This window comes from Arthrobacter sp. ZBG10 (genome assembly GCF_001238605.1).
In the GTDB taxonomy this organism is placed as follows: Bacteria; Actinomycetota; Actinomycetes; order Actinomycetales; family Micrococcaceae; genus Arthrobacter.
Genome location: NZ_LFQH01000023.1, coordinates 1 through 26,530, shown reverse-complemented (window position 1 = coordinate 26,530; position 26,530 = coordinate 1). Strand labels below are relative to the sequence as shown.

Below are 26,530 nucleotides of genomic sequence, written 5' to 3'. Positions count from 1 at the left end.
AACGACCCCTAGAAACCGCCTTCCCATCACGGGGATGGCCGCCGTCGTTCGTTTAACGGCTCTGCCTGACGCGCCGCCGGTTCCTCCCGCACCGGCGGTGCCTGGCTCCTAGACTGGCCGGATGAGTGCCGAAAAAGATCTACAGACCCTGTTGGCCACTATGGCGCCCACACTCCGGGAGGGTGAATACGTTTTTGTGCAGTGGCCGGACGGCCGCCCGTTGCCGGCCGGAGCCGAAGCGGCCGTGCGGGAGGCCGAAGGCCTGACGGTGGTGCTGCCCAGGGCAGCAGCGGACAGTGAGGGGCTGGCGTACAGCTTCGTGGCCGCCTGGATCACCCTGGAGGTCCATTCGGCGCTGGACGCGGTGGGACTCACGGCGGCCTTCGGTAAGGCGCTGGCGGACGCGCACATCAGCTGCAACGTCCTGGCGGGACTGCACCACGACCACCTGCTGGTCCCCGCGCCCGATGCGCCGCGGGCCCTGGAGGTCCTGGCAGAACTGTCAGCGGAAAGCCGCCAGCAGGAGCGTCCCACCCTTGAGCTCCGGAGCGAAACCGAGGCTGACCGGGACGCCATCTATGCCCTGGTTGCCGACGCCTTCGCCATCTCGCCGGCCACTGGCCTTCCTGCGGTGGGCGAACCTGCGGAGGTGGCCGTGCTGCGGGGGCTGTTCGAGGCGGAGGAGTACCTGCCGGACCTCAGCGTCGTGGCCGTCCTGGCCGGGGAAGTGGTGGGCCATGTCATCAGCACACGCGGATGGGTGGGGGACCACGAACTCCTGGGCCTGGGCCCCCTGGCCGTCACGCCGCGGCTGCAGCGGCACGGTGTGGGGTCGGCGCTGGTGCAGGAGAGCATCGCCAGGGCCAATGCTGCGGGGGAGCGAGGCATCGCGCTGCTGGGTAGCCCCGAGTACTACCCCCGGTTCGGCTTTGTGCCCGCGGCCAACTTCGGGGTCCTGGCTCCGGACGAGGCCTGGGGTGACTATTTCCAGCTGCTGCCCCTGGCGCTCTGGCCCGGGGGAGTGCACGGTACCTTCCGCTACGCGGAGCCATTCAGCCTCGCCTGACGGGATACCATTGTTCAGTTGCCCCAGTAGCCCAATTGGCAGAGGCAGCAGACTTAAAATCTGCGTGTTGTGGGTTCGAGTCCCACCTGGGGTACAGGCCCGGCATCAGCCGAAAATCGGGAAGCCGTCCGCGACGCGGGCGGCTTTTCCTGTGCCCGGGACAGCCCGCGGCGGGCGCCGGATGTCCGCTTAATTCCGCATAGGCAACGACTGTTATAAGGATGTGACCTCAGTCACTTATCTTCGGCCGGTATTTGCATTAGCTTGAAGCCTAATCAGGAACACCTGACCATGCGCATCAAAGGCCGTTCGCACCTTTCGATCCAGGAGATTCTCAATGATTCCACGTTCCCCGGTGGCGCCCCGAATTGCCAAGCTCACAGCGCTTGGCGTCGGCGTTGCCTTTCTGGCTACGGCTTGCGGTGGCACCTCCACCCCCAGCTCGACGGAAACCACCACGGCCGCCGCATCCGGCGCCATAGCCTGTCCTGCTCCCGCAGCAGGCGCTCCTGCACCTGAAATCCCTGCGGCCGGCACAGTGCCCGCCTCGACCACCACTACCGAGACGCCGCTTAAGATCGGTTCGCTGCTGCCGTCCACCGGTTCGCTGGCCTTCCTGGGCCCGCCCGAAATCGCCGGCGTCAACCTGGCGATCAAGGACATCAACGACGCCGGCGGCGTCCTGGGCAAGCCTGTGGAGGTCTCACACCTCGACTCCGGTGACACCACCACCGACGTCGCCACCCAGTCCGTCACCAACCTCCTGGGCCAGGGCGTCAGTGCCATCATCGGTGCGGCATCCTCAGGCGTTTCCAAGACGGTCATCAACCAGATCACCGGTGCCGGCGTGGTCCAGTTCTCGCCCGCCAACACGTCCCTCGACTTCACCACCTGGGATGACAAGGGCCTCTACTGGCGCACCGCCCCGTCCGACCTGCTCCAGGGCTCCGTGCTGGGCAACTACGCCGTTTCCTGCGGTGCCCAGACCATGGGCATGATCGTCCTCAACGACTCCTACGGCACCGGCCTGGCCAAGACCGTCAAGTCCTCGTTTGAGGGCGCAGGCGGCAAGATCGTCGCCGAGCAGCTCTTCAATACCGGCGACACCCAGTTCAACACCCAGGTGGATGCCATTGTTGCGGCCAAGCCGGACGCCATCGGCGTGATCACCTTCGACGAAGGCAAGAGCATCATCCCGCTGCTCCTGGGCAAGGGCATCAAGCCGGAGCAGCTGTTCCTGGTTGATGGCAACCTCAAGGACTACAGCAAGGACTTCGCGGCAGGCACCATGACGGGCGCCCACGGCACCCTTCCGGGCACCAGTGCCGGCGATGACTTCAAGAAGAAGCTGCTGGCGGTCGATCCGGCGCTGACGGACTACTCCTACGCAGGCGAGAGCTGGGACGCCACCAACCTGGTGGCGCTGGCTGCGGAAGCTGCCAAGAGCACCAAGGGTGTGGACATTGCAGCCCAGCTGCAGGCCGTGTCCAAGGACGGCGAGAAGTGCTACAGCTTCGGCCAGTGCGTCACGCTGATCCGCGAAGGCAAGGACATCGACTACGACGGCCAGTCCGGCCCGGTGACCTTCGCCGACAGCGGTGACCCCTCCGAGGCAACCATCGGTGTCTACGAATACAGCGCCGACAACAAGTACAAGCTCGTCAAGGAAGAATTCGGCAAGCTCTAAGCAGTAACGCCGGCTCCCTAAGAGCCTGCAGCGGGAGGGCCTGAGAACGGTATAGCACCGGGCTCAGGCCCTCTCTTGTGCCCGGAACCGGGTCGGGGAATTGTCGTAAGGTGCTGGCATACCTGGGTTATGGAGGTCCTTCCGGCTCCGATGAAGCTGACGACGGCGGCACGCGCCGCCGCCCTCAGCCTCCCCGGGGTGCCGGATGCGGCCGCCGGGCTACGGCACCGTTCCCGCAGTGTGGACCAGCGACGTTAAAGCAGGTGTGGGCTGCCTCCCGGAAAGTGACCCCGGAATCCGGGTCCACTTTCCGGGAGACAGCCCACACCTGGTGGTTGCTCCTAAAGAGGCAGGCCTATTCGACAGTGTCCGCCAAAGTGCCAAGGTACAGCTGGATGACCTTCGGGTCCTTCATCAGCTCCCTGCCGGTACCGGTGTAGGCGTCCCGGCCCTGGTCCAAAACGTAGCCGCGGTCACAGATCTGCAGGCAGCGGCGGGCGTTCTGCTCCACCATGATCACGGACACCCCGGCCCTGTTGATCTCGTGGACCCGGAGGAAGGTCTCATCCTGTTTGACGGGGGAGAGGCCTGCCGAGGGTTCGTCCAGGAGCAGGACTGCCGGGTCCATCATCAGGGCGCGGCCCATCGCCACCATCTGCCGCTCGCCGCCGGAGAGCGAACCGGCGCGCTGGGCGCGGCGCTTGCCCAGCTCCGGAAACAGGCCGGTGACAAAGTCGAACCGCTGGGCAAAGTCCTTGGGCCGCTGGAACATCCCCATCTGCAGGTTTTCCTCGATGGTCAGGGCAGCAAAGACGTTGTTGGTCTGCGGCACAAAGCCCACGCCCCGCGTCACCAGCTTGTTGGCCTTGAGTCCCGTCAGGTCCTCGCCGCGTACCACCACCGTGCCGGAGTGTACTTTCACCAACCCGAACATGGCCTTCAGGAGCGTCGACTTCCCGGCACCGTTGGGCCCGATAATGCCGATGAGTTCGCCTTTGCGGGCCTCGATGCTGCAGCCGTTGAGGATGTTCACGCCCGGCAGGTAGCCGGCCACAAGGTCGGTGACCTTGACCACCGGGTCGCCGTCGCTGACGGGCTGGGCGGCGGGTGCCGCGCTGGTGCTGCTCATTGGCTGTTCCTATCGGTCCGGTCGGTGTCACTGCTGCCGTGGGGTCGGGGACGCCTGTTGCCCGGTTCCACGGGCCCGTCTTCGGCCGCCACCACGTCCAGGGAGATGATGCCTGCGTTTTCGGTGCCAACGATTGATTCGTCGTCCGCCACCAGTTCCGCTGCAAGCTCCTTGATGCCCTCGGAATCACCGAGGTCAACATCGTGGTGGGCGCCCAGGTAGGCGTCGATGACCGCCGGGTTCTTCATGACTTCACCCGGAGGGCCTTCGGCCACCACCTTTCCTTCGGCCATGACCACTACCCAGTCCGCGATGTGCCGGACCATGTGCATGTCATGCTCGACGAACAAAACGGTCATGCCTTCGGCCTTCAGGTTTTTGATGTGGTCCAGCAGCGACTGGGTCAGTGCCGGGTTCACACCTGCCATGGGCTCATCCAGCATGACCAGCTTGGGCCGCACCATGAGGGACCGGGCCATCTCCAGGAGCTTGCGCTGGCCACCGGACAGGGACGCAGCGTAATCGTCCTTTTTGGCATCCAGTTTGAACTTGGCCAGCAGGACGTCCGCTTCGGCGGTGATCTGCTTTTCCCGGCCACCCCACATGCCCTTGAAGAGGGCCTTTGACAGCCGTTCCCCGGGCTGGTTAGCAGCTCCCAGGCGCATGTTTTCCATCACTGTCAGCTTGCCCATGACCTTGGTGAGCTGGAAGGTGCGCACCATGCCCATCCTGGCCACCTTGTAGGGCGAAACGCCGGCCAGGCTATGTCCCTCGAACTGCCATTTGCCGCTGTTGGGCGTATCAAATCCCGTGAGCAGGTTAAACAGTGTGGTTTTCCCGGCGCCGTTCGGTCCGATCAGCGCTGTGATCTTGTGGCGGGGGATCTCGAGGTAGTCGACGTCCACGGCGTTGATGCCGCCGAAGGTCCGGGTCACGTTCTCGGCCACCACGATGGGATCGCGTTTTTTGCAGCCGGGCCCCGTTTCGCCGGCCGCAATGGGCCGGGTGTCCGTCATGTAGTCCGGCTCGCCGGTGGCGGCTGTGGGTTCTTCGCTGTGCAGGCTCATGCGAACGCCAGCTCCTTCTTGTTTCCAAACACGCCCTGGGGCCTGAATATCATCAGCAGCATCAGGGCGACGCCCACCAGGATGTACCGGAGTTGACCGGCCTGGGTTGTGGTCAGCCAGCTGACCACGCCTGAATCGATGAGCCCTGTCAGGATGCCCTGGGTCAGGGACAGCACCACCCAGAACATCATGGCGCCAATCACGGGTCCCAGGACGGTGGCCATTCCGCCCAGCAGCAGGCAGGTCCAGAGGAAGAACGTCAGTTCCGTTCCATAGTTGGTCGGCTGCACGGCGCCCCGGGGGAGCGTGAAGATCATCCCCGCAAGCCCGCCCAGGACACCACCGATGATGAGGGCCTGCATTTTGTAGGCGTAAACGTTTTTGCCCAGGGACCGGACAGCGTTTTCGTCCTCGCGGATACCCTTAAGCACCCGGCCCCAAGGGCTGCGCATCAGCAGGAACACCAGGACCGCGCAGGCGGCCACCAGGATCCAGGCCACCAGGCGGATAAAGAAGTCCCTGCTGCTCATCCCCATGTAGGAGCCTTCAGGGAAGGGGTTCATGGCGTAGAAGCCACCTTCGAAGGCGGCGAGGCCGTTGGCCGAGCCGGTCACGGCGGTCCAGCCGTTGGTGGTCACCAGGTAGCGGATGATTTCGGCGGAGGCAATGGTGACGATGGCCAGGTAGTCAGCCCGGAGCCGCAACGTGGGGATGCCCAGCAGCAGCGCGAACAAAGCTGAGCACAGCACGGCGATCAGCATCGCCACGAAGAAAGGCGCCCCGAAGGTCAGCGTGGAAATGGCAAACCCGTAGGCGCCCACTGCCATAAAACCTGCCTGCCCGAAGTTCAGCAGGCCGGAGTAGCCGAAGTGCACGGCCAGGCCCAGCGCCGCCAGGGCGTAGGCGGCGGTTGTTGGGCTGATGATCTCGCCCATCGCGTTGGAAAGGATGCTTGAAAAGTCCATGGTGTTGTTTTCCTATCCCACTCGCTCGCGCCGGCCCAAGATGCCTTGAGGGCGGATAAGCAGCACAATGATCATGATCCCGAGGGGAATGACGTATTTGAGGTCTGCCGGTGCACCGAACACAGTGGTCAGTTCGGTGAAGAGGCCTACGATGATGGAGCCGATCAGGGCGCCGAACACTGTGCCCAGGCCGCCCAGGGTCACGCCGGCGAAGATGAGCAGCAGGATCTGCGAGCCCATGTTGAAGGTCACGCCGGGACGGTAGTACGCCCAGAGGATTCCGCCCAGGGCGGCCAGCATGCCGCCGGTGATCCAGACAATCCGGATGACCCGGTCCACGTCGATTCCTGACGCTGCTGCCAGTGCGGGGTTGTCAGCCACGGCCCTGGTGGCCTTGCCGAGCCGCGACTTCATCAGGACCAGGCCTACGATCACAATGACCACGGCGCTGATGACCAGGGATGCCAGGTTGTTCGGGGAGATGGAGATCGGCCCGAGCTGGATTTCGGCGCTTTGTGCGTAGGGCAGCTGCTGGGTGGCGCCGCCGAAGTAGAACTGGATGATGTAGCGGACCGCCAGTGCCAGGCCGATGCTGACAATCATCATGGGGACCAGGCCGGTCCCGCGTTTTCGCAGCGGACGCCACAGGCCGGCGTCCTGGATGTAGCCGGACAGTCCGCCGCCCAACAGTGCCAGGACAATGGCCAGCCAGAAGGGCAGGCCGATGGCGTTGAAGGCGAAGACGAGGACCGCGCCCAGCGTGACCATCTCGCCGTGCGCGAAGTTGGTCAGGCCCGTGGTGCCGAAGATCAGGGAAAGGCCCACGGAGGCCAGGGCCAGGAGGAGGCCGAAGCTCAGGCCCGCCACCAGGCGGTTGATCAGGTCCTGGCCGAAGTTGCCCTGCTGGACCACGATGCCCTCGCCGAACGCGAAGACGGTGCCCTGGGTGGTGGTTCCGCCGAAGACAACGTCACGGGGGTTCTCCTGCCCATCCGCCAGCTTGATTCCTTCGGGAAGGGTGGATTCGTCCAATTCCACCTTGTAGGTGCCCTTTTCGGGGACACCAACAGCCCAGGAACCGTTTTGTCCGGACGTGGTGGAGCCTTCAAAACCTCCACCGGACACGTTGATCTTGACGTCAGCAAGTGGCGCGCCCGCGTTACGGAGGAAGCCGCTGATGCTGAAAGGGGAGGCGGTCGACGGGGATGGTGTCGGTGACGGGGAAGCAGCCAGGGATGCCGGTGCTGCCACGAGGAGGATCGCCATGATGGAAGCGCTGGTGGCTCCGATCAGTTTCAGCAACCTGTGGCGACCTCCGGCCCGGAGGCCTTGGGTTGAACTTCTCAAATTGAAAAACCTCCACTTGGGGTCGGTCCAGGCTGCGCCTTTGCAACCGTTGCGAACGGACGCAGGGCTGGGGGTGCAGACTCGCCTGACACCTTCATGGGTGTGAGTTCCGTCACCCTGCTTGGCTTATGCTACAGCGCCAACCGCGCCGATATTGCTGCTGCTCAGGCCGCCATGGTCGCGATCGGATAACAACTGTGTAGCCAAATTGTTTCAACACCGTAGGAATGCTAAAGAAACATTTGTTGAGTCCCGGTATTTCTTAACAATCGGTTTGGCCGGGTCCACCGGGCCCAACCGTCACAGGGTCACGGTTGGGTTGCACCAGCAGGGTACGGGGAACTTTCCCGCGCGCTGCCGCGTGGGAATTGGTAGCGTGAACTTTAAGGTTCACAGTCACCCACGCACATGGAGGAATACCGCAATGGCACTTGGCGGCAACCCGATCTTCAACGGAAAGAACTTCCGTGGAGCCACCCAGGCACCGCCTGTTCCGCAGGCTGCCTACGGACAGGCCCCTTACGGCCAGCAGGGCTGGAACACCCAAACCCAGCAGCCGGGCATGTCCAACGAACAGCTCCAGGACCTGTACAACCAGCCTGCCGCGGGCCCGGCCGACACCGGCCGGATGACGTTCGACGACGTCATCATGAAGACGGCAGCCTGCCTCGGCGCAGTCATTGTGGGCGCCGCCATTACCCTGACGGTTGGCATGGGCCTGGCCTCGCTGCTGATGATCGTCGGCGCCCTGGGCGGATTTGTCCTGGCGCTGGTCAACACCTTCAAAAAGCAGCCCTCACCGGCGCTGATCCTGGCGTACGCCGGCCTGGAAGGCCTCTTCCTCGGCGGCCTGACCCGGATCCTGGATGCCCAGTTCCCGGGCGTTGGCCTGCAGGCAGTGGTGGGCACGCTGTCCGTCTTCGCCGTCACACTGCTGCTCTTCAAGAGCGGCAAGGTCCGCGCCACCCCCAAGGCCATGCGCTTCTTTATGATCGCCATGGCCGGGTACGCACTGTTTTCCATCGTGAACCTGGTAATGATGCTGACCGGCGTTACGCAGGAGCCGTTCGGCATGCGCAGCGGCGTTATGGGTGTGGTGATCGGCATCCTGGCCATCGGCCTCGCTGCCTTCTCGCTGATCATGGACTTCACCAGCATTGAAGCCGGCGTCCGCAGCGGCGCCCCGCAGCGCTTCTCCTGGACGGCTGCCTTCGGCCTGACCGTCACCCTGGTGTGGCTCTACGTGGAGATCATCCGCCTTCTGGCCATCCTGCGCGGGGACGACTGACGCCCCAGCCGGCACACCGCCGTCGTACGCAAGCACAAAGCAGGCCCCACCAAATGGTGGGGCCTGCTTTGTTGTTACAGCCTGGTTGCCCGTGGCGCCTTATGAGATGCGCATGGCGCCCGCGGCGGGGGACACCGTGAAGATGTCCGGGGCAGTAAACCCGGCGTCCGCAAAAGCCTTGACGACGGCGTCCCGCACCTTTTGTTCGTCGCCCACCGGGGTGAGGGCGATCGCCGCGCCGCCGAAGCCGCCGCCGGTCATCCGGGCCCCAATGGCGCCGTTGGCGCGCGCGGTGTCCACCGCGACGTCCAGTTCGGGGCAGGAGATTTCGAAATCATCACGCATGGAAACGTGGCTGGCGTCCAGCAGTGCGCCGATGGCGGCCGGGCCCTGGGCCGCCAGCAGCTCCACCGTCTGCAGGACCCTGTCGTTCTCGGTGACCACGTGCCGCACCCGGCGGAACGTCAGTTCGTCCAGCAGGCCGCTGGCCTCCTCCAGGTCCGCCACCTGGACATCGCGCAGGGCCCTGACCCCAAGGACCTCCGCCCCCAGCTCGCAGGAGGCGCGGCGTGAGGCGTAGCCGCCGTCCGCATGCGAGTGCGACACCTTGGTGTCGATCACCAGCATGATCAGGCCCGCAGGCCCGGTTTCAAACGGGACGAGGCTGGCATTCTGGTCCCGGCAATCAAGGAACACCGCGTGGCCCTTGGAGCCGCGCAGTGACGCGGACTGGTCCATGATGCCCGTAGGCGCACCAACGAAGTCGTTTTCGGCCTGCTGGGTTGCCAGCACCATGTCCTGGGCGGTCAGCCCGGCGCCCGTTAGTTCATTCAGCGCCGACACAACGGCGCACTCGATGGCGTGCGAGGAGGACAGTCCGGCGCCCAGCGGGACGTCCGAGTCCAGCAGCAGGTCGAGGCCGGGAACATCGATTCCGCGCTGGCGCAGCGCCCACATGACACCCAGCGGGTACTTGGTCCAGCCCTTGGCCGATCCAGGTTCGAGCGCATCCAGCGTGGTGGTGACCACACCCTGGTCACCATAGGTGGACAGCAGGCGGACGGTGGTGTCCGGGCGGACGCCGATGGCAACCCGGGCTGTTCGGTCGATCGCAAACGGGAGGACAAAACCTTCGTTGTAGTCGGTATGTTCGCCGATCAGGTTGACCCGGCCCGGCGCCTGCCAGGTTCCATCCGGAACGGCACCGAAGGCCTGGGTGAAGCGGGCGGCCAGGTCAGCGGACCCGGCAGGGCCGGGGGAAGTTTTGGGGGCGGGGGCGGCGTTCAAGCGGAGGCTCCTTCGGGCGTCGGTTCCAGGGCGGGGGTGGTGGCGGGCGGGACGGCAACCGCGCGGAGGCGTTCGGCCACACTCTCCGGCGTGGTGTCGTTGATGAATGCGCCCATTGCAGCTTCCGACCCGGCCAGGTACTTCAGCTTATCCGCGGCCCGGCGGGGCGAGGTGAGCTGAAGGTGCAGGTACCCTGCAGGCCGGAGAAGGGCGTCCAGCGGCGCCTGGTGCCAGGCGGCGATGTACGGGGTGGGCGTGGGGTACAGAGCGTCGAGGCGCTGCAGCAGGTCAAGGTAGACCACTGCCAGTTCGTCCTTCTCCTCACCGCTGAGCGCGGCCAGGTCCGGCACCTGCCGGTGCGGCACCAGGTGGATTTCCAGGGGCCAGCGGGCGGCAAACGGAACGTAGGCGCTGAAGTTGGTTCCTTCGAGGACCATGCGGCTGCCGTCCTCCCGTTCGGAACGCAGCAGTGACCCGGTCAGGGTGCTGCGGCCGTCGTGCGCGTCGAAGTGCTTCCGCGCCGCCGTGCCAATGGTGCCGGCGCGGGGTGTGACGTACGGGTAGGCGTAGATCTGGCCGTGTGGGTGGTGCAGCGTGACGCCGATGTCCGCTCCCCGGTTTTCGAAGGGAAAAACCTGCTTGATGCCCGGCAGTGCGCTCAGGGCTTCGGTGCGGTGGGCCCACGCTTCGATGACGGTCCGGGCCCTGGTGCTGCCCAGTCCGCTGAAGGACCCGGTGTGGTCGGGTGTGAAGGACACCACTTCGCAGCGGCCGTAGGCAGGGCCGGTGGTACCCCAGGCCGGCTGCGCCGGAATGGAGCCCACCGCAGGGCCCAGGGAGGGGAAACGGTTCTCAAACACCACAACGTCGTAGTCCGCTGCCGGAATTTCGGAGGGGTTGGCGGCGGTGGTGGGGCAGATGGGGCACTGGTCCGCCGGTGGAAGGTGGGTGCGGGCCTGCCGGTGTGCCGCCACAGCCACCCATTCATCCGTCAGCGCGTCGTAGCGGACCTCGCCCGGCTCGCCCCGCGGCGGGAGGCCACGGTGGTCAGTGGTCAGGCTCGCTTCGCGGGACGTGGTGGTGCCGGCGTCGTCAAAATAGATCAGTTCCCGGCCGTCGGAGAGGGTGGTGCTGGTGATGGCTGTCATCTTCAAATTTTTGCATATTCGATCAAAAAAGAATAGTTAACAACAAAACAGAACAAACAGGGGCGTCCGACGGCGGCAGGCGGGGTACCGTATGTCCTATGACTTTTCCTTTGGAGGCCACCCATGGCGGGGCCCGCGCGTACGCCACCGGCCGGCAATACGAACTCCGCCGGGGTGACGCCATGGCAGTGGTTACCGAACTCGCCGCAGGACTGCGCTCCTACAGCCGCGATGGCGTGCTGCTGACCGAAACGTACGCGGACGACCGGATTCCGCCCGGGGCCACCGGCATTACGCTGGCCCCCTGGGCCAACCGCGTCGAGGACGGGGTCTGGTTCCTGGACGGCAAAAAACAGCAGCTGGACATCACGGAAGTTTCGCGGAACAACGCCAGCCACGGACTGCTGCGCAACGCCTCGTACGCCCTCGTGGACGAAACCGAACATTCCGTATCACTGGAAGCCACGATCTTTCCGCAGCATGGGTATCCGTTCCTGGTCCGCCACCGGGTCCAGTACGAAGTGGCGGAGAACCTGGGGCTGGTGGTCCGCCAGACGCTCACCAACCTGTCGGACTCGCCGGCGCCGTTTGTCCTGGGGGCCCACCCGTACCTGCGGCTGGGTGATGCGCCCATCGACGGCCTGGTCCTGACCGTCGACGCAGAGACCCAGCTTGTGGCCGATGAACGCCTGATACCCCGCAGCGCGGCGCCCGTGGCGGGAGACACCGATTTCCGGTCCGGCCGGAAGGTGGCAGCGCTCAGCGTCGATGTTGCCCTGACTGACCTGAAGTACACCGCCGGCAAAGCCCGGCACACCCTCTCCGCTCCGGACGGCCGGCACGTGAGCCTTTGGCAGGACGAGTCCTGCGCGTACGTGCACGTGTTCGTCAGCACCGAGTACCCCGGCCGCAGCCGGGCCGTGGCCGTGGAACCCATGACCGGGCCCGCCAATGCCTTCAACTCAGGTGAGGGCCTCCGCTGGCTCCGGCCGGGGGAGTCCTTCACCATCGAGTGGGGCATCGACTACAGCGCCGGCGCCTAGCAGCCGGGCCCGGCCCGCAGTTTCCCATACGGCCGTGGCTGGTGAATTATTAGGCTATGACGCCAACCGAGGACGCCGTAAACTCCAGCAGTCCATCCCCCGGGCAGCCCGGATCCGCCGCCGTGCCGCCGCTAAGGGTCCGCACGGACCGGGAGCTGGACCAGGACATTCCCTACGGCATCCGGATCGCTGCGTCGTGGGCGTGGCGGCTGGGGCTCATCCTGCTGGTGGGCGGCACCCTGATCTGGCTGCTGGCCCGCATCAGTTTCCTGCTGATCCCCGTTATGGTGGCGGCACTGCTGGCCGGGCTGCTGAGCCCAATCGTGGCCTGGCTGAAACGGCACGGAACCCCCGGCGGGCTGGCTGTGGCCGTCACCGTGCTGGGCTTCATCGGGCTTATTGCCGGGGCCTTGGCGCTGGTGGGCCGGCAACTGTTCTCCGGCTTCGGCGAACTTTGGTCCGAGGCGCTGACCGGGGTGAAACAGGTCCAGGACTGGCTGGCCGATGGGCCCCTGCACCTGACAGCGGACCAGATTGACCAGTACCTCAAGGAAGCAACCACCGCGCTTCAGGACAACAGCAGCAGCATCGTCAGTGGTGCGTTGTCCTTCGGCAGCACGGCGGGGCATTTCGCCGCGGGCCTGGTGCTGGCCCTGTTCATCCTGATCTTCTTCCTCCTTGAAGGCGGCCGGATCTGGGCCTTTATGGTCCGCCTCCTGCCCAGGAAAGCGCGCGCGGCCACGTTCGGCGCCGGCCGCAAGGGCTGGACATCGATGGTCAGCTACGCACGTATCCAGCTGTTTGTGGCGTTTGTGGATGCCGTGGGCATCGGCGTGGGAGCCGCAATCATCGGCGTTCCCCTGGCCCTGCCGCTCAGCGTCCTGGTCTTCATCGGCTCCTTTATCCCCGTGGTGGGTGCCCTGGTGACCGGCGCCATCGCCGTGCTCCTGGCCCTGGTGGCCAACGGCCCCATCAACGCCCTGATCATGCTGGCCATCGTGCTGGCGGTCCAGCAGCTCGAAAGCCACATCCTCCAGCCTTTGGTCATGGGCAAAGCCGTGTCACTGCACCCTGTGGCCGTCATCCTTGCCGTCGCCGCGGGCTCCTACCTGGCCGGGATCCCCGGCGCCCTGTTCTCGGTGCCCATCCTCGCCGTCGCAAACTCGTCCATTCGCTACATCGCCGCCAGAACGTGGGAACATGAAGACGTGCCGGCGACGCTCCTGATGGCAGGCGCCGGAGCGGACACCACGTTCAAGGACGTTGAACGTCCGGCTGCGCTTCGCCGCGGCAGGAAGGCCGCCCCCGGCACCACAGCAGCAGATCCTGATGCCCGCACCGCCACGGAGCACGGCTCAGGGGACGAATCCTAAGGAGAGCAGTACGTGAATATCCTGGAAACCCTTCCCGTCACCCTGGACGATGTCCTTGAGGCGCAGAAGCTCCTGGACGGGATTATTGCGCGCACACCGGTGGAATCGTCGCGCGCGCTCGGTGCGCTGGTAGGCGGCGAGGTCTACTTCAAATGCGAAAACCTCCAGCGGGCTGGGTCCTTCAAGGTCCGCGGCGCCTATGTCCGGATGGCCCGGCTCTCCCCGGAGGAGAAGAAGCGCGGTGTCGTCGCGGCATCCGCCGGCAACCACGCCCAGGGCGTGGCGGTCGCCGCCAAGAGCCTGGGCATCAAGGCCCGCATCTACATGCCGCTGGGAGTGGCCCTGCCCAAGCTTGCCGCCACGCGCAGCCATGGCGCCGAGGTCATCCTGCACGGGCACAACGTGGACGAGGCGCTCGCGGAAGCGCAGCGCTACAGTGACGAGACCGGCACCGTATTTGTCCACCCCTTCGACAACGTGGACGTTGTGGCCGGCCAAGGCACGCTGGGCCTTGAGATCCTGGAACAGATCCCCCACGTGGACACCATCCTGATGGGTGTTGGTGGCGGCGGGCTCCTGGCCGGAGTGGCAGTGGCCATCAAGGCCCGCGCCCGGGAACTGGGCCGCGAAATCAGGATCATCGGCGTGCAGGCGGAAAACGCTGCCGCGTACCCGCCGTCGCTGGCAGCCGACGCCCTGGTGCCGCTGACCAAGGTTTCCACCATGGCTGACGGCATCGCAGTGGGCCGCCCGGGCCAGCTGCCGTTCAGCATCATCCGGGAACTGGTGGATGATGTGGTCACCGTCAGTGAGGACTCCCTGGCGCGGGCCCTGATCTTCCTGCTGGAACGGGCCAAGATGGTGGTGGAACCCGCCGGTGCCGTGGGCGTCGCCGCCCTGATGGATGGCAAGATCGAAAACCCGGGCACCACGGCGGTGGTTTTGTCCGGTGGCAACATCGACCCCATGCTGATGCTCAAGGTCATCCAGCGCGGCCTGTCGGCTGCGGGACGCTACATGACCGTGCGGATGATGCTGGATGACCGGCCCGGCTCGCTGGCCACCATCGCCAGGATCATCGCCGAGAACGACGCCAACGTCACCGGCCTGGACCACACCAGGGTGGGCGGCGCGATCAGCATGGGGGACGTGTCCATCACGGTCAACCTGGAAACCAAGGGCCACGAACATGGCGAACAGGTCCTCAGCGCACTGCGCGCCGAGGGTTTCCAGCCCATCGTGGTGCACTAGGAGCACACCATGGCCAAAATGTTGGGGGACAGGTCCGCGGGGGAGCGGCAGGGCATCGCCGCACGTGCCAAAGGCGGGCTGCTGGTCCTGGGTGGCTTTGTGGCGGTTTTGTTTGTCATCGAGGTGATCAACTTCCTGCTGACGCGCTCGCTGAACAGGACTTTCGGACTGCGGCCGCGGAGCGCTGATGGCCTGCTGGACATCCTGACCTTCCCGCTGCTGCACGCAAACCTCAACCACCTGCTCTCCAACGCCCTGCCGCTGATCATTTTCGGCTTCCTGGTGTTCCTGTCCGGGATCCGGGTGTTCCTCACCGCCCTTGGCTTCAGCTGGCTGGGATCGGGGCTGACGGTCTGGCTGATCGGTGACCCCGGGGTCACCGTAGGTGCCTCCGGGCTGGTTTTTGGTTTGTTCGCGTTCCTCCTGGTGCGGGGGTTCTTCAATTCCAGCTGGAAGCAGATCCTGCTGGCAGTGGTTCTTTTTATGCTGTACGGCAGCATCCTCTTCGGGCTCCTGCCCACCGTTGCCGGGTTCGTCTCCTGGCAGGCGCACCTGGGCGGTGCCGCGGGCAGTGTGGCCGCAGCCCTGCTGCTGCGGCCACGGAACCGGACGGCAACCCTGGCGCCCGGGAACCGGTCCGGCATCTGACATGTTCAACCCCGGTTACCGGGCTTAAAACCAAAGCGCCGCCGGTCCCTTCGGGGCCCGGCGGCGCTTTGCTGTGCTGAGGGTCAGGCGGAGTACGGCTTGGCGGAAAGGATCTCCACCGTGATGTCCTTGCCGTTGGGCGCCACGTAGCTCAGTGAGTCGCCTTCCTTGTGGCCCAGGATGGCGGCACCCAGCGGGGACTTCTCGCTGAAGACGTCCAGGTCGGAGTCGCCGGCAATTTCGCGGGAACCGAGCAGGAACGTCTCCTCGTCGCCGGCAATCCGGGCCACCACCAGCATGCCGGGCTCCACGATGCCGTCATCAGCGGGTGCCTCGCCCACGTGGGCGTCCCGGAGCAGGGCGGTCAACTGGCGGATACGCGCCTCGATCTTTCCCTGTTCCTCTTTGGCGGCGTGGTACCCGCCGTTCTCCTTGAGGTCACCTTCCTGCCGGGCGGCCTCGATCTTCTGGACGATATCCGCCCGGCCGGGGCCGGAAAGGTGGTCCAGCTCTGCCTTCAGGCGGTCAAAAGCTTCCTGGGTAAGCCAGGCTGCAGCTGCGCTGTTGGTGGTAGACACGGACTTCTCCTCTATATGGTCCTACATGCAAAAGACCCCGCCATGGTGGCCACTTGTGGAGCGGCAACCAGCTCAGCGGGGTAAAGGTATTGGACCAGTGTAGTCAGTCCGGCAGGTTTATCCCAAAGCCGGAGCGATGCAGGTCACAGCAACGGAAGCTACGCCTTGGGCACCCAGCAACTGTCCACCACACCGGAGACTGACAATGATTCGGTCCGGACGGAGACCCGCTGCGCGAGTGTCCTGCCGCCGTCGGACGAGTCCTCCGTGGCCTCCGCGGGAATATCCACAACCTTCCAGCCCACCACCGCGTACTTCGAGTCCAGCGCCTTGACGGCGCATTTGACCTCGGTGCCGGGCTCGCGGGTGACCTGGAAATCAACTTCTGCGAGCGTGCCGTCGGGAGTGCTGTAGCCGATGTCCTTGAACGTCACCCCACCCAGGGCGTTGGACGTGGAAACCCAGGCCATAAAGCCAATGCCCACAGCCAGCGCGGCACCGGCAATGATGCGTTTGGCGCGAGGGGTAAGCCCTTGTTTTTTTGCACCATAGCGATTGGCTAGGCTGGTGTCTGCGGGCGCGGAGGGGGCCGGCTGGTCCGGGGAAGTCACCTGACCAGTTTAGTGCCTTTCCGCCGGTGGCTTTTCCGGCCGGCAGCGCACCACTGCAGCCCGCTTTGTTCCATCCAGCCTAAGTACAGAAGAAAGAGGAGCGGTCCTTCAATGACAGCGCCCAGCAACTCCCCGGCACCGCTGCGGCTGCTCGCAGTCCACGCCCACCCGGACGACGAATCCAGCAAGGGTGCTGCCACGATGGCCATGTACGCAGCATCCGGCGTGGACGTTATGGTGGCCACCTGCACGGACGGCTCCCGCGGCGACATCCAGAACCCCGCCATGGCCGACGCACCGCACCCCAAGCGCGACATGGCCGGCGCGCGCCGCCTTGAGATGGCGAACGCCGCAGCAGTCCTGGGCATCCGCCAGCAATGGCTTGGCTTCGTGGACTCCGGGCTGCCGGAAGGGGACCCGCTGCCACCGCTTCCTGCCGGATCCTTCGCCACGCTGCCGCTGCACCATGCCGCCGCCCCCCTGGTCCGACTGGTGCGTTCCTTCAAACCGCACGTCATCCTCAGTTACGACGAAAACGGCGGCTACCCCCACCCGGACCACATCATGGCCCACAAGGTGGCCGTTGAAGCCTTCGAGGCTGCCGGGGACCCCAACCGCTACCCGGAGGCCGGACCGGCTTGGGAGCCCAGCAAGCTGTACTACGACCGAGCGTTCAGCCCCGACCGGTTCCGGGCCCTGCACTTCGCCCTGGAGGAGGCAGGCCTGCAGTCCCCGTATGCCGAGCGGCTTGCAGCCTGGCTGGAAACCGACGCCGAGGGCCACACCCCGCCGGTCACGGTGCACGCCACCACCACCCAGGTGGACTGCGGCGATTTCTTCGAAGCCCGGGATGACGCGTTGCGCGCCCACCGGACCCAGATCGACCCGCTGGGTTTCTTCTTCGCCGTCTCCACGGAGATGCAGCGAAAAGCATGGCCGTGGGAGGACTACTGCCTGATCAAGTCCCGGGTTCCCTCCGAGCTCCCCGAAAAGGATCTCTTCGCCGGGCTAAGATAGAACCAGCAGGTAATTTCTATGCCGCGTAGAAGAACCGGCCGGGAGGCCGGCCGGCGCCTGCTGCCGCCGTTCCACAGAAGGTTTTAACAGTGCATCATCTGCTCCTTAGCCTGGCCACCACCCCGTCGCCGATGCCCACGCCGGGGCTCCGGGACGGGCTCTCCGAGGACCAGGTGACCCCTGGCCTGTGGGGATTCATCATGACGGCATTTTTTGTGGTGGCCACCACGCTGCTGATTATCGACATGGTGCGGCGTATCCGCAGGGTCCGCTACCGGGCACAGGTGGAGGAGGACCGGCTTGCTGCGGCCGCCGCGGCGGACGTTGACGCCGCAGACGAGCACGACGGCCTGGCAGCTCCCGGCCCCGTTGGCCCCGAAGGTACCGGATCCAACGCCTTGGACCACCGGCCCCGCGACTGAGCCCCGCCCAGGGGGCCGGCCCAGGCCCGCGTGTACCTGCTCAGCCCAGCACTGCCATGGCGATTGCGATGAAGTGCGCCGCAAAGGCAAAGACCGTCAGGGCATGGAAAAGTTCGTGGAACCCGAAATGGTGGTAGCTGAAGTTGGGCTTCTTCAGGGCGTAAAACACGGCGCCGGTGATGTACAGCGCGCCGCCCACGCAAATCAGGACCGCCGAGGCGATGTTGGCCTGGAAGAACTGCGGCAGGTAAAACAGCGCCCCGCAGCCCAGCGCAATGTAGATGGGGACGTAGAGCCAGCGCGGCGCGTCCGTCCATAACAGCCGGAAAAGCACGCCCAGGATGGCGCCGGACCAGATCACCCACAGCAGCAGGACCGCCTGCGGCCGTTCCAGCAGGCTCCAGGCCAGCGGGGTATAGCTGCCGGCGATGACCAGCATGATGTTGGTGTGGTCCAGCCGCTTCAACACCCGTTTTGCCCCCGGCGACCAGTTGCCGCGGTGGTAGACGGCGCTGATCCCGAACAGCAGCACGCCGGTGAAAGCGTAGATGGCCGAGGTGATTTTCCGGTCAGGCGTCGGGGCGAGGACCACCAGCACTATGCCGGCGGCCAGGGCCATCGGCGCCGCCACGGTGTGGATCCAGCCCCGCCACTTCGGTTTGATCATCAGCAGCTCCGCCAGCCGCACCGCCGCGTCATCCAGGGCGGTGCCCTTGGGGGCGCCTGCCGTGGTGGATCCGTCCTCCGGTTGCGGGGTCCGGGGTGCCTCCGGCATCTCGCTGTTCATGGTCCCAGAATAACTTACGATCCGGTAAGTTACCCATGAGTAGGACCTGGCGGCGGCACGGCGGAGCGGCGTGGGACGGCGGAAGCAAAGCCGGACGGTAGCCTAGGATGTGCAAGGAACGTCCAGCAAGGAAGTCAGGTGAGTGGAGGCGTGGAGTTGCCCGGGTTCCTCTACGGCTTCTATGAGCGCAGGCTCCTGCGTGGCCTCGCACGGGACCGCATTCCCCGGCACATCGGCGTGATGGTGGACGGCAACCGGCGCTGGGCCAAGCAGTTCAACGCCCCCACCAGCCAGGGCCACCAGGCCGGCGCGGACAAGATCCACGAGTTCCTGGGCTGGTGCCAGGAACTCGGCGTCAAGGTGGTCACCCTGTACATGCTGTCCACGGACAACATGAACCGGTCCAGCGAGGAGCTTGACCTGCTGATGGGCATCATCGCCAATACCCTTGACCGCCTGGATGAGGATGCCAACATCTCCGTGCACGCCATGGGAGCCCCGGAACTCCTGCCGGACTACCTGGCCGAGCGGCTCAACAACCTGACCGCCCGGACCACACTGCGCGAGAAGATCCACGTCAACGTGGCCGTGGGGTACGGCGGCCGGCGGGAAATCGTGGACGCCGTCAGGGAACTCCTGCACGACGCCGTGGCCAAGGGCGAGGACATCGGCAGGCTCGCCGACGCGCTGAGCGTGGATGACATCTCCCGGTTCCTCTACACCAGGGGCCAGCCCGACCCGGACCTGGTGATCCGCACCTCGGGCGAACAGCGGCTCTCCGGCTTCCTGATGTGGCAAAGCGCCTACAGCGAGTTCTACTTCTGCGAGGCCCTCTGGCCGGCGTTCCGCAAGGTGGACTTCCTGCGCGCCCTGCGCGACTACGCCGGCAGGCAGCGCCGCTTCGGTTCCTGAGGGTCCGTTAACTCCAAGTTCACGCAGCGGCAACAGGAATCGCCGCGTAATGGTTGCGGAAATTACCCGCGGCGGAATTACGTTATATCCATCAGCAGGCAAACCGCCGGCTGATCGGGGAGGCCAGTACATGGAGCGGAACATCGCACCGGATGTATGGGAGGCCGGATCCGGCCTCGTGGCCGAACCGCCTCACCATTAAGAAATCCGGGCTGGCGCCCGGGGCTGGAGTCGATGTGGCTACTTCTGAAACACTGCCCGAGGTCGTTTCCGACCAGGAAGTGAAAGCTACCTCTCGCGCCACGCGAGCCACCACACAAACCGGTGCAGCACCAGATGCTGACACCGGTTTTGCCGTCTCCGGAAGGGAACCAGCCATCAACACCTTTGTGATCGACACCTCGGTCCTGCTCTCGGACCCATTGGCACTGCTGCGCTTCGCCGAACACGAGGTGGTGATCCCGGTGGTGGTCATCACCGAGCTTGAGGCCAAACGCCACGACCCGGAACTGGGCTACTTCGCCCGGAAGGCACTCCGGCTGATGGACGACCTCAGGGTCCAGCACGGCGGCCTGAACCGGCCCATCCCCATCGGAGACGACGGCGGCACCCTGACTGTGGAGCTCAACCATATTTCCACGGAGGTGCTCCCGTTGGGGTTCCGGAGCGGCGACAACGACAGCCGCATCCTCGCCGTCGCCAAAAACCTGGCCAACGAAGGCAAAAACGTCACGGTGGTGTCCAAGGACCTGCCCATGCGCGTCAAGGCCTCGGCCATGGGCCTCACTGCCGACGAGTACCGGAACGAACTGGTCAAGGACTCCGGCTGGACAGGCGTGGCCGAGGTGGAGGCCAACGAACAGGAAATCTCCACCCTGTACGGCCACGAACCCGTTTTTATCCCGGCTGCCGCGGAACTGCCGGTCAACACCGGCCTGGTGCTGCTGTCCAACAGGGGCTCCGCGCTGGGCCGGGTGGGCGCCGACAAACAGGTCCGCCTGGTCAAGGGCGACCGCGATGTCTTCGGCCTGCATGGCAGGTCCGCTGAGCAGCGGCTGGCCATCGACATGCTGATGGATCCCGCCGTGGGAATCGTCTCGATCGGCGGCCGCGCCGGCACTGGCAAGTCCGCACTGGCGCTCTGTGCCGGCCTGGAAGCGGTCCTGGAACGCCGCGAACACCGCAAGGTCATCGTATTCCGCCCGCTGTACGCCGTGGGCGGCCAGGAGTTGGGGTACCTGCCGGGCTCCGAGTCCGAAAAAATGAACCCGTGGGCCCAGGCAGTCTTCGATACCCTGGGCGCGCTGGTCAGCCAGGAAGTGGTGGAGGAAGTCATGGACCGGGGCATGCTTGAGGTGATGCCCCTGACCCACATCCGTGGCCGGTCCCTGCACGATGCCTTCGTGATTGTGGACGAAGCGCAGTCCCTGGAGAAAAACGTCCTGCTGACGGTCATGAGCCGCATGGGCCAGAACTCCAAGATTGTGCTCACCCACGACGTCGCCCAGCGCGACAACCTCCGCGTCGGCCGGCACGACGGCATCGCCGCGGTCGTCGAAACCCTGAAAGGACACCCGCTTTTCGGCCACATCACGCTCACCCGCAGCGAACGCTCACCCATCGCAGCACTGGTGACGGAGTTGCTCGAAGGGTAAGCGGAGGTGCCCGGGTGCCCCTTCCTCTGCGTGCTGGCTCGTTCCTCGCCTTTGACGCACGCTGCCGGAAGGCGCGCCCGGACACCAAATCCTCCTTGGCTCAGGAGATCGCCAGGAACTCAGCCGCGGCGTTGTGGCCTGCCACCTGCAACTCCCAGTCGGGGCGTTTGAACGATTCGGGGGTGAGCCGGACTTGTTGGACCGTTTCCACCTCGGTGCCCCACTGGGTCCTGTGCACCCCGTTGGGTTCGTAGCCCAGGGAACGGGAGACGCCCAGCGAGGATTCGTTCCACGCGGCGGCCTCGGACTCGGCGACTTCGGCACCCAACCAGTCAAACGCCCACAGCACAACGGCGGCCCGCATCTCCTTGCCCAGGCCGATGCCGTGCGCGGAGCGCTGCAGCCAGGAGCCGGTGCTGACGGTCTTGAGGGCCGCGAATTTCTTGGCGCCAACGTCCTGGCAGCCAACGAGCGCCCCCTCGTGCCAGATGCCCAGCAGGATGGTCCAGGACTCCGGTCCGCACTCCGCCCGGTTCCGCCAGTGCCACTGCGCCATCCGGGGTCCGAGCTCGGCGCGGGGCGCCTCGGCCCAGGCCGTGCTGAACGGGTTCCTGCCGGGTTCGTGGATGCCGCCCGCCGCAGCATCGACCAGCGCCGGCAGGTCCTGGTCCGTCACGGTCCGCAGTTCCAGGCGCGGTGTCTTCAGGACCAGGCCGTCGAGGGGCCACAGGTGGGTTATCGCAGTCATCGGGCCAGCCTAGCCCAGCGGCACCTAGGGTTCGGGCCACACCTGGGCCGGGAGGTTCCAGCTGATGTATCGGCGGACATCCGCCGGAGCTGCAGGGCTGGCCAGGAACAGATCATCAGGCATGTATCCGTCCACCGCGAGGATCCGCAGCCAGTGGCCGTACTGGTCCTTCTCCGGTTCCAGGGAGCGGCTGGCCACACAGACACCGGTCCGCAGGTCCACCCGGACCAATGACCTGCCAGGCAGGCACAGCGGGGCTGCGGGATCGCCGGCGTGGTACGCCGCCGTAGGCGACACCTCGGCCTCGAGCGCGGGCCGGCCCTCGTGGTCCAGCCGCCGGACGCCGTGGACCAGCACTGCATTGCTGCCAGGGAATTCCAGGGGCACCGGGGCATTGCCCGCCAGTTCCACCGGGTCCAGGGCCGCCGAAAGACGGCCGTTGCCGAACCCGGGATCCCCGTACGCGGCCTCGGGCCTGCGGCGGACCAGGCCGGAGCCGTCATAGACCGGGGTAACAAGGTGCGGCGGCAGCAGCCAGGACTTCCGTGACGAGGTGACGTAAAACCCGTCGCGGGAGTCGTTGATTCCGGGTGTGCTGTGGAGGACCAGTCCGTCGGGGCTTTCCAACCGGAGCGCGCCGGGCCGGCGCAGCGACGCCCGCACCAGCGGCGCCGCCGGGGCAGGGGCATCGGTGAAGGGCTCATCCCAGTACTCGAACTGCAGGGCCTGCCATTTCCACGGCGAGGACCGGCAGAGGTTCCGGAACATTGCTGCCGTGTCCGCCGGGCCGGCGCCGTGCTCCGGATCCGGGCGGTGCCGGGCGTCCCATGTGGCCATATCCACATATTACGCGGGCGCGGTTCTGGGCCCGGCCCGATTCCAGTAGCATCCGAGGGGTGATGGGACGACTCGGCGGCCTTTGGGCCGGCAACCCTGTGGCCTTCTGGCTGGTGCTGGCCGCGTGCGCCTATTTTGTGGTCATGGCCGTGCGCCTCACAGTCATCGATGTCCGGCATCACCTGCTGCCCAACCGGATCATTTTCCCTTCCTACGCCATTGTCGGCCTGCTTCTGGTGGCTGCCGCGGCGCTGGGTGATGCCGGCTCCGGTACCCTCCACGACGGCGGGCTTGCCGCCACGGAGACTTTCCGGGTGCTGGCGGGAGCGGGGCTGCTGTGGCTGTTCTACTACGTGCTGCGGCGCTTGTACCCGCCGGGCATGGGATTCGGCGATGTGAAGCTGGCGGGAGTGTTGGGCCTGTACCTGGGCTTCCTGGGCTGGGGCCACCTGTTCGCGGGCACGTTCCTGGCGTTCCTGCTGGGCGGATCCTGGTCCGTAATCCTGTTGGTGGCACGCCGCGGCACGTTGAAGACAGCTATTCCGTTCGGCCCGTTTATGCTGGCCGGTGCTTTCCTGGCCCTGCTCCTGCCGGCCTGAGGGCGGTGCGCCGGAGGCATAGGCTTGGCTTATGCCTGCACCTGACTTCATCCTGAACCTGCGTAAGAAGGTCGGCAACGACCTGCTGTGGCTTCCCGGCGTCCGGGGTGTGGTGGTGGACGGGGAAGGCCGGATCCTGTTGGCCCGGCGGGCCGATAACGGGCAGTGGGCCCTGGTCAGCGGCATCCTGGAGCCGGGGGAGCAGCCCGCCCGCGGCCTGGTGCGGGAGATTGTTGAGGAAACAGCCGTGGTGGCAGAGGTGGAGCACGTGGTCTCTGTTGGCGCCGTGGGTCCGTTCACCTACCCGAACGGCGATGTTTGTGAATTCCTGGACATTGTTTTTAAGTGCCGGTACGTGTCCGGGACCGCCCGGATCAACGACGACGAATCCCTTGCCGTGGGCTGGTTCGCCCCGACGGACCTGCCGGAATTGATGGCCGGCCACCTCACCAGCATCCGTCGTGCCCTCGCGCCGGCGGGGACAGCGCATTTCGAGGCCTGAGCCGACGGCTTAAAACCAGGCAGGGACGCCGCAAACCCCAAGATTGCGGCGTCCCTGCTTGTCGTGATCCGACGGACCGTGGTGGCAGCCCGCGTCAGCGTCGCTGGGAAACCAGCCCGCCGTCGTCGTCCGCGGCATCCCGGCCGTTGTTCGCAGGGTCGTCCTGCCTGGCGGGCGCTTCGCCGGCGGCTGCTGCCCGCTGCTCGGCCTCGAGCCGGGTGGCTTCCTCGCCGCCCACTGCCTCGCCGCGGGCCACCATGCCGGCCGTATCCGACAACGGGATCTGCTTGAGCGTGATGGCCAGGAGCAGGGCCACGGCAATGAAGGGCAGCAGGTACCAGAACACCGGCGCCAGCGAGTCGGCGTAAGCGTTCACGATGGCGTCCCGCAGCTGCTCCGGGAGCTGGCTGAGCGCTGCCGGGTCCAGGGTGCTGGTAGACTGCGCGGCCTGGTCAGCCGATGCGCCGGCCCCCGTGAAGGCGGTGGTCAGCGATTCGGAGAGCCGGTTGGTGAAGATGGCACCAAACACTGCGACGCCCATGGCGGCACCCACTTCGCGGAAGTAGTTGTTGGTGCTGGTGGCGGTGCCGATCTGCTCTGCCGGCACGGAGTTCTGGACCACCAGGACCACCACCTGCATGATCAGGCCCAGGCCTGCACCGAACACAAACAGCTGCACGCAGATAACCCAGATGGGTGTTGTGGCGGCCAGGGTGGTCATCCACAGCATGGCAGCCATGGTGAAAGCAGCGCCCAGGATGGGGAACATCTTGTACTTGCCGGTTTTGGAGATCCGGATGCCGGAGTAGATGGAGGTGCCCATCAGGCCCACCATCATGGGCAGCATCAGCAGGCCGGATTCGGCGGCGGACGTGCCGGAGGACATCTGCAGGAAAGTGGGCACAAAGGCGATGGCGGAGAACATGCCCAGGCCCAGCGTGAAGCCGATGGCCGTGGCGTTGACGAAGATCCGGTTGCGGAACAGGCTCAGCGGAATGATGGGGTCCTCGGCGCGGCGCTCCACCATAACAAAGGCTGCGGCCGACAGGACAAGGCCGGCACCGAAGGCCCAGGTCAGCGGAGAATCCCAGCCTTCGTCCTTTTTGCCGCCGAAGTCCGTGAAGAAGATCAGGCAGGTGGTGGCGGTGGAGAGGAGGAGGACCCCGAGGATGTCAATGCGCTTTTCTGCCTTTTTGTTCGGCAGCGTCAGGGTGAACCAGGCGATGGCGAAGGCGGCGATGCCGATGGGAATGTTGATGTAGAAGGCCCATTCCCAGGTGAGGTGGTCCACGAAGAACCCGCCCAGGAGGGGGCCGGCCACGGCGGAGAGTCCGAAGATGGCGCCCAGCGGGCCCATGTACTTGCCGCGGTCCTTGGCGGGGACGATGTCGGCGATGATGGCTTGGGACAGGATCATCAGGCCGCCGCCGCCCAGGCCCTGGATGGCACGGAAGATGACAAAGCCCCAGAAATCGGTCGCAAGGGCGCAGCCGACCGAGGCGAGCGTGAACAGCGCGATGGCCACGAGGAACAGGTTCCGCCGGCCCAGGATGTCACCGAACTTGCCGTAGATGGGCATCACGATGGTGGTGGCCAGCAGGTAGGCGGTGGTGATCCAGGCCTGGTGTTCGACGCCGCCGAGCTTGCCCACGATGGTGGGCATGGCCGTGGAGACGATTGTCTGGTCCAGGCTGGAGAGCAGCATGCCGGCGATGAGCGCCGAGAAGATGATCCAGATGCGTTTTTGCGTCAACAGCAGGGGCCCTGCCGGTGGCTTGGTGGTGGTGCTCATGAGTGTCCTTCTGCTGCTGCGGTGGTGGGGTCGAAAGGCTGGGAGAAAAGGCTGCTGGCGGCGCTGATGTTTTCCATCAGCAGCTCGCGGTAGGGGCGGGTGTTGCCGTCCGAGAAGTAGGCCATGCTGCTTTTGCGGGCGATGGTGCCCAACAGGACCACGGCCATCTGCACCACGGGATGGTCCTCGCCCACGCCTTCGCGGCGGGCCAGGTCCCTGGCGAACTGCTTCTCGCGCCGGTCAGTGACCCCGATGATGCGCAGGATCAGCTGCGGTTCCTTATGGACCACGGCGATCAGCTGCCGGGTTTCCTCCTCGGAGGCGGTCATCTTTTCGGAAAGCCGGAGGGAGAACCGGATGAGGTCCTGTAAAAGGGTGGGGGAAATTTCGCCGGCAGGGGAGGCTGCGCCGCCCGCAATGAACTCGGCAAGGATGTCCTCGGGGACGTCGTCGTCCACGTGGCCGATGATGGCGTCTTCCTTGGCCGGGAAGTAGTTGAAGAAGGTGCGGCGCGAGATTCCGGCGGCTTCGCAGACCTCTTCCACGGTGTAGCCGTTCAGCCCGCGTTCGGCCGTCAGGGTCCGGGCGGCGTTGGTGATGGCCTGCCGCGTTGCGGCCCGTTTCCGCTCACGGAGGCCATTTTCTAAAGTTGCACTCTGAGTCACAGAGTAAAGTTTTGCACTAAGTCGGAATTAGTGCAACTTAATCTGGGAAATGCGTACGACGGCGGCCGCCGCCTTCGCTGGGAAGGCTTGAGTTCTAGCGGTCGTT

The 26,530-nt window shown here is 65.6% G+C and carries 26 protein-coding genes and 1 tRNA gene; 14 read left to right on the top strand and 13 right to left on the bottom strand.

The features are described 5' to 3' along the window. The first annotated feature begins 121 nt into the window (after positions 1-121). The 3 genes from ACU18_RS05860 to ACU18_RS05850 all read left to right on the top strand — a co-directional run bounded on the left by ACU18_RS05860 (position 122) and on the right by ACU18_RS05850 (position 2,753). The gene (locus ACU18_RS05860; RefSeq protein WP_050684595.1) at positions 122-1,066 is read left to right on the top strand and encodes an N-acetyltransferase; all 945 of its coding nucleotides are present in this window, start codon (positions 122-124) and stop codon (positions 1,064-1,066) included. 20 nt (positions 1,067-1,086) lie between these two features. After that, positions 1,087-1,160: transfer RNA gene (locus ACU18_RS05855), tRNA-Leu, on the top strand. Between the two features lie 243 nt (positions 1,161-1,403). Next, positions 1,404-2,753 carry an ABC transporter substrate-binding protein gene (locus ACU18_RS05850; RefSeq protein WP_050684594.1) on the top strand — a complete coding sequence of 450 codons (1,350 nt, stop codon included), beginning with the start codon at positions 1,404-1,406 and terminating at the stop codon, positions 2,751-2,753. A gap of 355 nt (positions 2,754-3,108) precedes the next feature. Here ACU18_RS05850 and ACU18_RS05845 read toward each other — a convergent pair whose 3' ends face one another. From ACU18_RS05845 to ACU18_RS05830, 4 genes are read right to left on the bottom strand one after another with little or no spacing between them, the layout of a single operon-like run. After that, entirely contained in the window at positions 3,109-3,882 is a 774-nt protein-coding gene (locus ACU18_RS05845; RefSeq protein WP_050684593.1) for an ABC transporter ATP-binding protein, read from the bottom strand. Then, positions 3,879-4,949 carry an ABC transporter ATP-binding protein gene (locus ACU18_RS05840; protein ID WP_050684592.1) on the bottom strand — a complete coding sequence of 357 codons (1,071 nt, stop codon included), beginning with the start codon at positions 4,947-4,949 and terminating at the stop codon, positions 3,879-3,881. The genes ACU18_RS05845 and ACU18_RS05840 overlap by 4 nt, the downstream gene beginning before the upstream one ends. Continuing rightward, the gene (locus tag ACU18_RS05835) at positions 4,946-5,914 is read right to left on the bottom strand and encodes a branched-chain amino acid ABC transporter permease (protein WP_050684591.1); all 969 of its coding nucleotides are present in this window, start codon (positions 5,912-5,914) and stop codon (positions 4,946-4,948) included. Before ACU18_RS05835 ends, ACU18_RS05840 begins: the two co-directional genes overlap by 4 nt. A 12-nt stretch (positions 5,915-5,926) precedes the next feature. After that, complete coding sequence (locus ACU18_RS05830) at positions 5,927-7,180, bottom strand: branched-chain amino acid ABC transporter permease (protein WP_235504683.1); 1,254 nt, start codon at positions 7,178-7,180, stop codon at positions 5,927-5,929. A gap of 505 nt (positions 7,181-7,685) precedes the next feature. Between ACU18_RS05830 and ACU18_RS05825 the strand changes: the two genes are divergently transcribed. Further along, a complete protein-coding gene (locus ACU18_RS05825) occupies positions 7,686-8,549 on the top strand; it encodes a Bax inhibitor-1/YccA family protein (RefSeq protein WP_050684590.1) in 864 nt (287 codons plus the stop codon). 99 nt (positions 8,550-8,648) lie between these two features. Here the strand turns inward: ACU18_RS05825 and galK are convergent, their stop codons facing one another. Further along, positions 8,649-9,836: a galactokinase gene (galK, locus tag ACU18_RS05820; RefSeq protein ID WP_050684589.1), complete on the bottom strand. Its 1,188-nt coding sequence runs from the start codon at positions 9,834-9,836 to the stop codon at positions 8,649-8,651. After that, positions 9,833-10,984, bottom strand: a complete 1,152-nt coding sequence (galT, locus tag ACU18_RS05815; protein ID WP_050684588.1) for a galactose-1-phosphate uridylyltransferase — start codon at positions 10,982-10,984, stop codon at positions 9,833-9,835. The genes galK and galT overlap by 4 nt, the downstream gene beginning before the upstream one ends. Positions 10,985-11,082: 98 nt before the next feature. On the opposite strand from galT, the gene ACU18_RS05810 reads away from it, so the two are divergent. Genes ACU18_RS05810 through ACU18_RS05795 form a run of 4 tightly spaced genes read left to right on the top strand, consistent with a single transcriptional unit; the run spans position 11,083 to position 15,299 of the window. Next, on the top strand, positions 11,083-12,027 hold the full coding sequence (locus ACU18_RS05810) for an aldose 1-epimerase family protein (protein ID WP_050684587.1): 945 nt from the start codon (positions 11,083-11,085) through the stop codon (positions 12,025-12,027). A 56-nt stretch (positions 12,028-12,083) separates the two neighbouring features. Continuing rightward, on the top strand, positions 12,084-13,400 hold the full coding sequence (locus tag ACU18_RS05805; protein ID WP_082178202.1) for an AI-2E family transporter: 1,317 nt from the start codon (positions 12,084-12,086) through the stop codon (positions 13,398-13,400). A 12-nt stretch (positions 13,401-13,412) separates the two neighbouring features. Then, on the top strand, positions 13,413-14,651 hold the full coding sequence (gene ilvA, locus ACU18_RS05800) for a threonine ammonia-lyase (RefSeq protein ID WP_050684585.1): 1,239 nt from the start codon (positions 13,413-13,415) through the stop codon (positions 14,649-14,651). Between the two features lie 9 nt (positions 14,652-14,660). Further along, the gene (locus ACU18_RS05795) at positions 14,661-15,299 is read left to right on the top strand and encodes a rhomboid family intramembrane serine protease (RefSeq protein ID WP_050684584.1); all 639 of its coding nucleotides are present in this window, start codon (positions 14,661-14,663) and stop codon (positions 15,297-15,299) included. An 83-nt stretch (positions 15,300-15,382) separates the two neighbouring features. Here ACU18_RS05795 and greA read toward each other — a convergent pair whose 3' ends face one another. Both greA and ACU18_RS05785 read right to left on the bottom strand, forming a co-directional pair. Then, on the bottom strand, positions 15,383-15,877 hold the full coding sequence (gene greA / locus ACU18_RS05790; protein ID WP_050684583.1) for a transcription elongation factor GreA: 495 nt from the start codon (positions 15,875-15,877) through the stop codon (positions 15,383-15,385). A gap of 158 nt (positions 15,878-16,035) precedes the next feature. Beyond that, a complete protein-coding gene (locus tag ACU18_RS05785) occupies positions 16,036-16,488 on the bottom strand; it encodes a DUF4307 domain-containing protein (RefSeq protein ID WP_050684582.1) in 453 nt (150 codons plus the stop codon). Positions 16,489-16,599: 111 nt separating this feature from the next. Between ACU18_RS05785 and mca the strand changes: the two genes are divergently transcribed. Beyond that, positions 16,600-17,505 (top strand): mycothiol conjugate amidase Mca, encoded by a 906-nt coding sequence (gene mca / locus ACU18_RS05780; RefSeq protein ID WP_050684581.1) that lies wholly within the window; start codon positions 16,600-16,602, stop codon positions 17,503-17,505. An 89-nt stretch (positions 17,506-17,594) separates the two neighbouring features. Further along, entirely contained in the window at positions 17,595-17,927 is a 333-nt protein-coding gene (locus ACU18_RS05775; RefSeq protein ID WP_050684580.1) for a hypothetical protein, read from the top strand. A gap of 40 nt (positions 17,928-17,967) precedes the next feature. Here the strand turns inward: ACU18_RS05775 and trhA are convergent, their stop codons facing one another. Then, a complete protein-coding gene (trhA, locus tag ACU18_RS05770; protein WP_050684597.1) occupies positions 17,968-18,609 on the bottom strand; it encodes a PAQR family membrane homeostasis protein TrhA in 642 nt (213 codons plus the stop codon). A 255-nt stretch (positions 18,610-18,864) separates the two neighbouring features. Between trhA and ACU18_RS05765 the strand changes: the two genes are divergently transcribed. Both ACU18_RS05765 and ACU18_RS05760 read left to right on the top strand, forming a co-directional pair. Continuing rightward, entirely contained in the window at positions 18,865-19,626 is a 762-nt protein-coding gene (locus tag ACU18_RS05765) for an isoprenyl transferase (protein WP_050684579.1), read from the top strand. A gap of 236 nt (positions 19,627-19,862) precedes the next feature. Then, a complete protein-coding gene (locus ACU18_RS05760) occupies positions 19,863-21,281 on the top strand; it encodes a PhoH family protein (RefSeq protein ID WP_050684578.1) in 1,419 nt (472 codons plus the stop codon). Positions 21,282-21,381: 100 nt separating this feature from the next. On the opposite strand, the gene ACU18_RS05755 is transcribed toward ACU18_RS05760, so the two are convergent. Further along, complete coding sequence (locus ACU18_RS05755) at positions 21,382-22,029, bottom strand: GNAT family N-acetyltransferase (RefSeq protein ID WP_050684577.1); 648 nt, start codon at positions 22,027-22,029, stop codon at positions 21,382-21,384. 24 nt (positions 22,030-22,053) lie between these two features. Further along, on the bottom strand, positions 22,054-22,866 hold the full coding sequence (locus ACU18_RS05750; protein WP_197273525.1) for a hypothetical protein: 813 nt from the start codon (positions 22,864-22,866) through the stop codon (positions 22,054-22,056). Positions 22,867-22,925: 59 nt separating this feature from the next. Here ACU18_RS05750 and ACU18_RS05745 point away from each other — a divergent pair, with 59 nt between their 5' ends. Together ACU18_RS05745 and ACU18_RS05740 are read left to right on the top strand one after the other, a co-directional pair. Continuing rightward, a complete protein-coding gene (locus ACU18_RS05745) occupies positions 22,926-23,465 on the top strand; it encodes a prepilin peptidase (protein WP_050684576.1) in 540 nt (179 codons plus the stop codon). A gap of 31 nt (positions 23,466-23,496) precedes the next feature. Next, positions 23,497-23,967, top strand: coding sequence for an NUDIX hydrolase (locus ACU18_RS05740; protein WP_050684575.1), 471 nt, complete (start codon positions 23,497-23,499; stop codon positions 23,965-23,967). Between the two features lie 94 nt (positions 23,968-24,061). Here ACU18_RS05740 and ACU18_RS05735 read toward each other — a convergent pair whose 3' ends face one another. Then, a complete protein-coding gene (locus ACU18_RS05735) occupies positions 24,062-25,759 on the bottom strand; it encodes an MDR family MFS transporter (protein WP_050684574.1) in 1,698 nt (565 codons plus the stop codon). Continuing rightward, the gene (locus tag ACU18_RS05730; protein WP_050684573.1) at positions 25,756-26,424 is read right to left on the bottom strand and encodes a TetR/AcrR family transcriptional regulator; all 669 of its coding nucleotides are present in this window, start codon (positions 26,422-26,424) and stop codon (positions 25,756-25,758) included. The genes ACU18_RS05735 and ACU18_RS05730 overlap by 4 nt, the downstream gene beginning before the upstream one ends. Between the last annotated feature and the right edge of the window lie 106 nt (positions 26,425-26,530).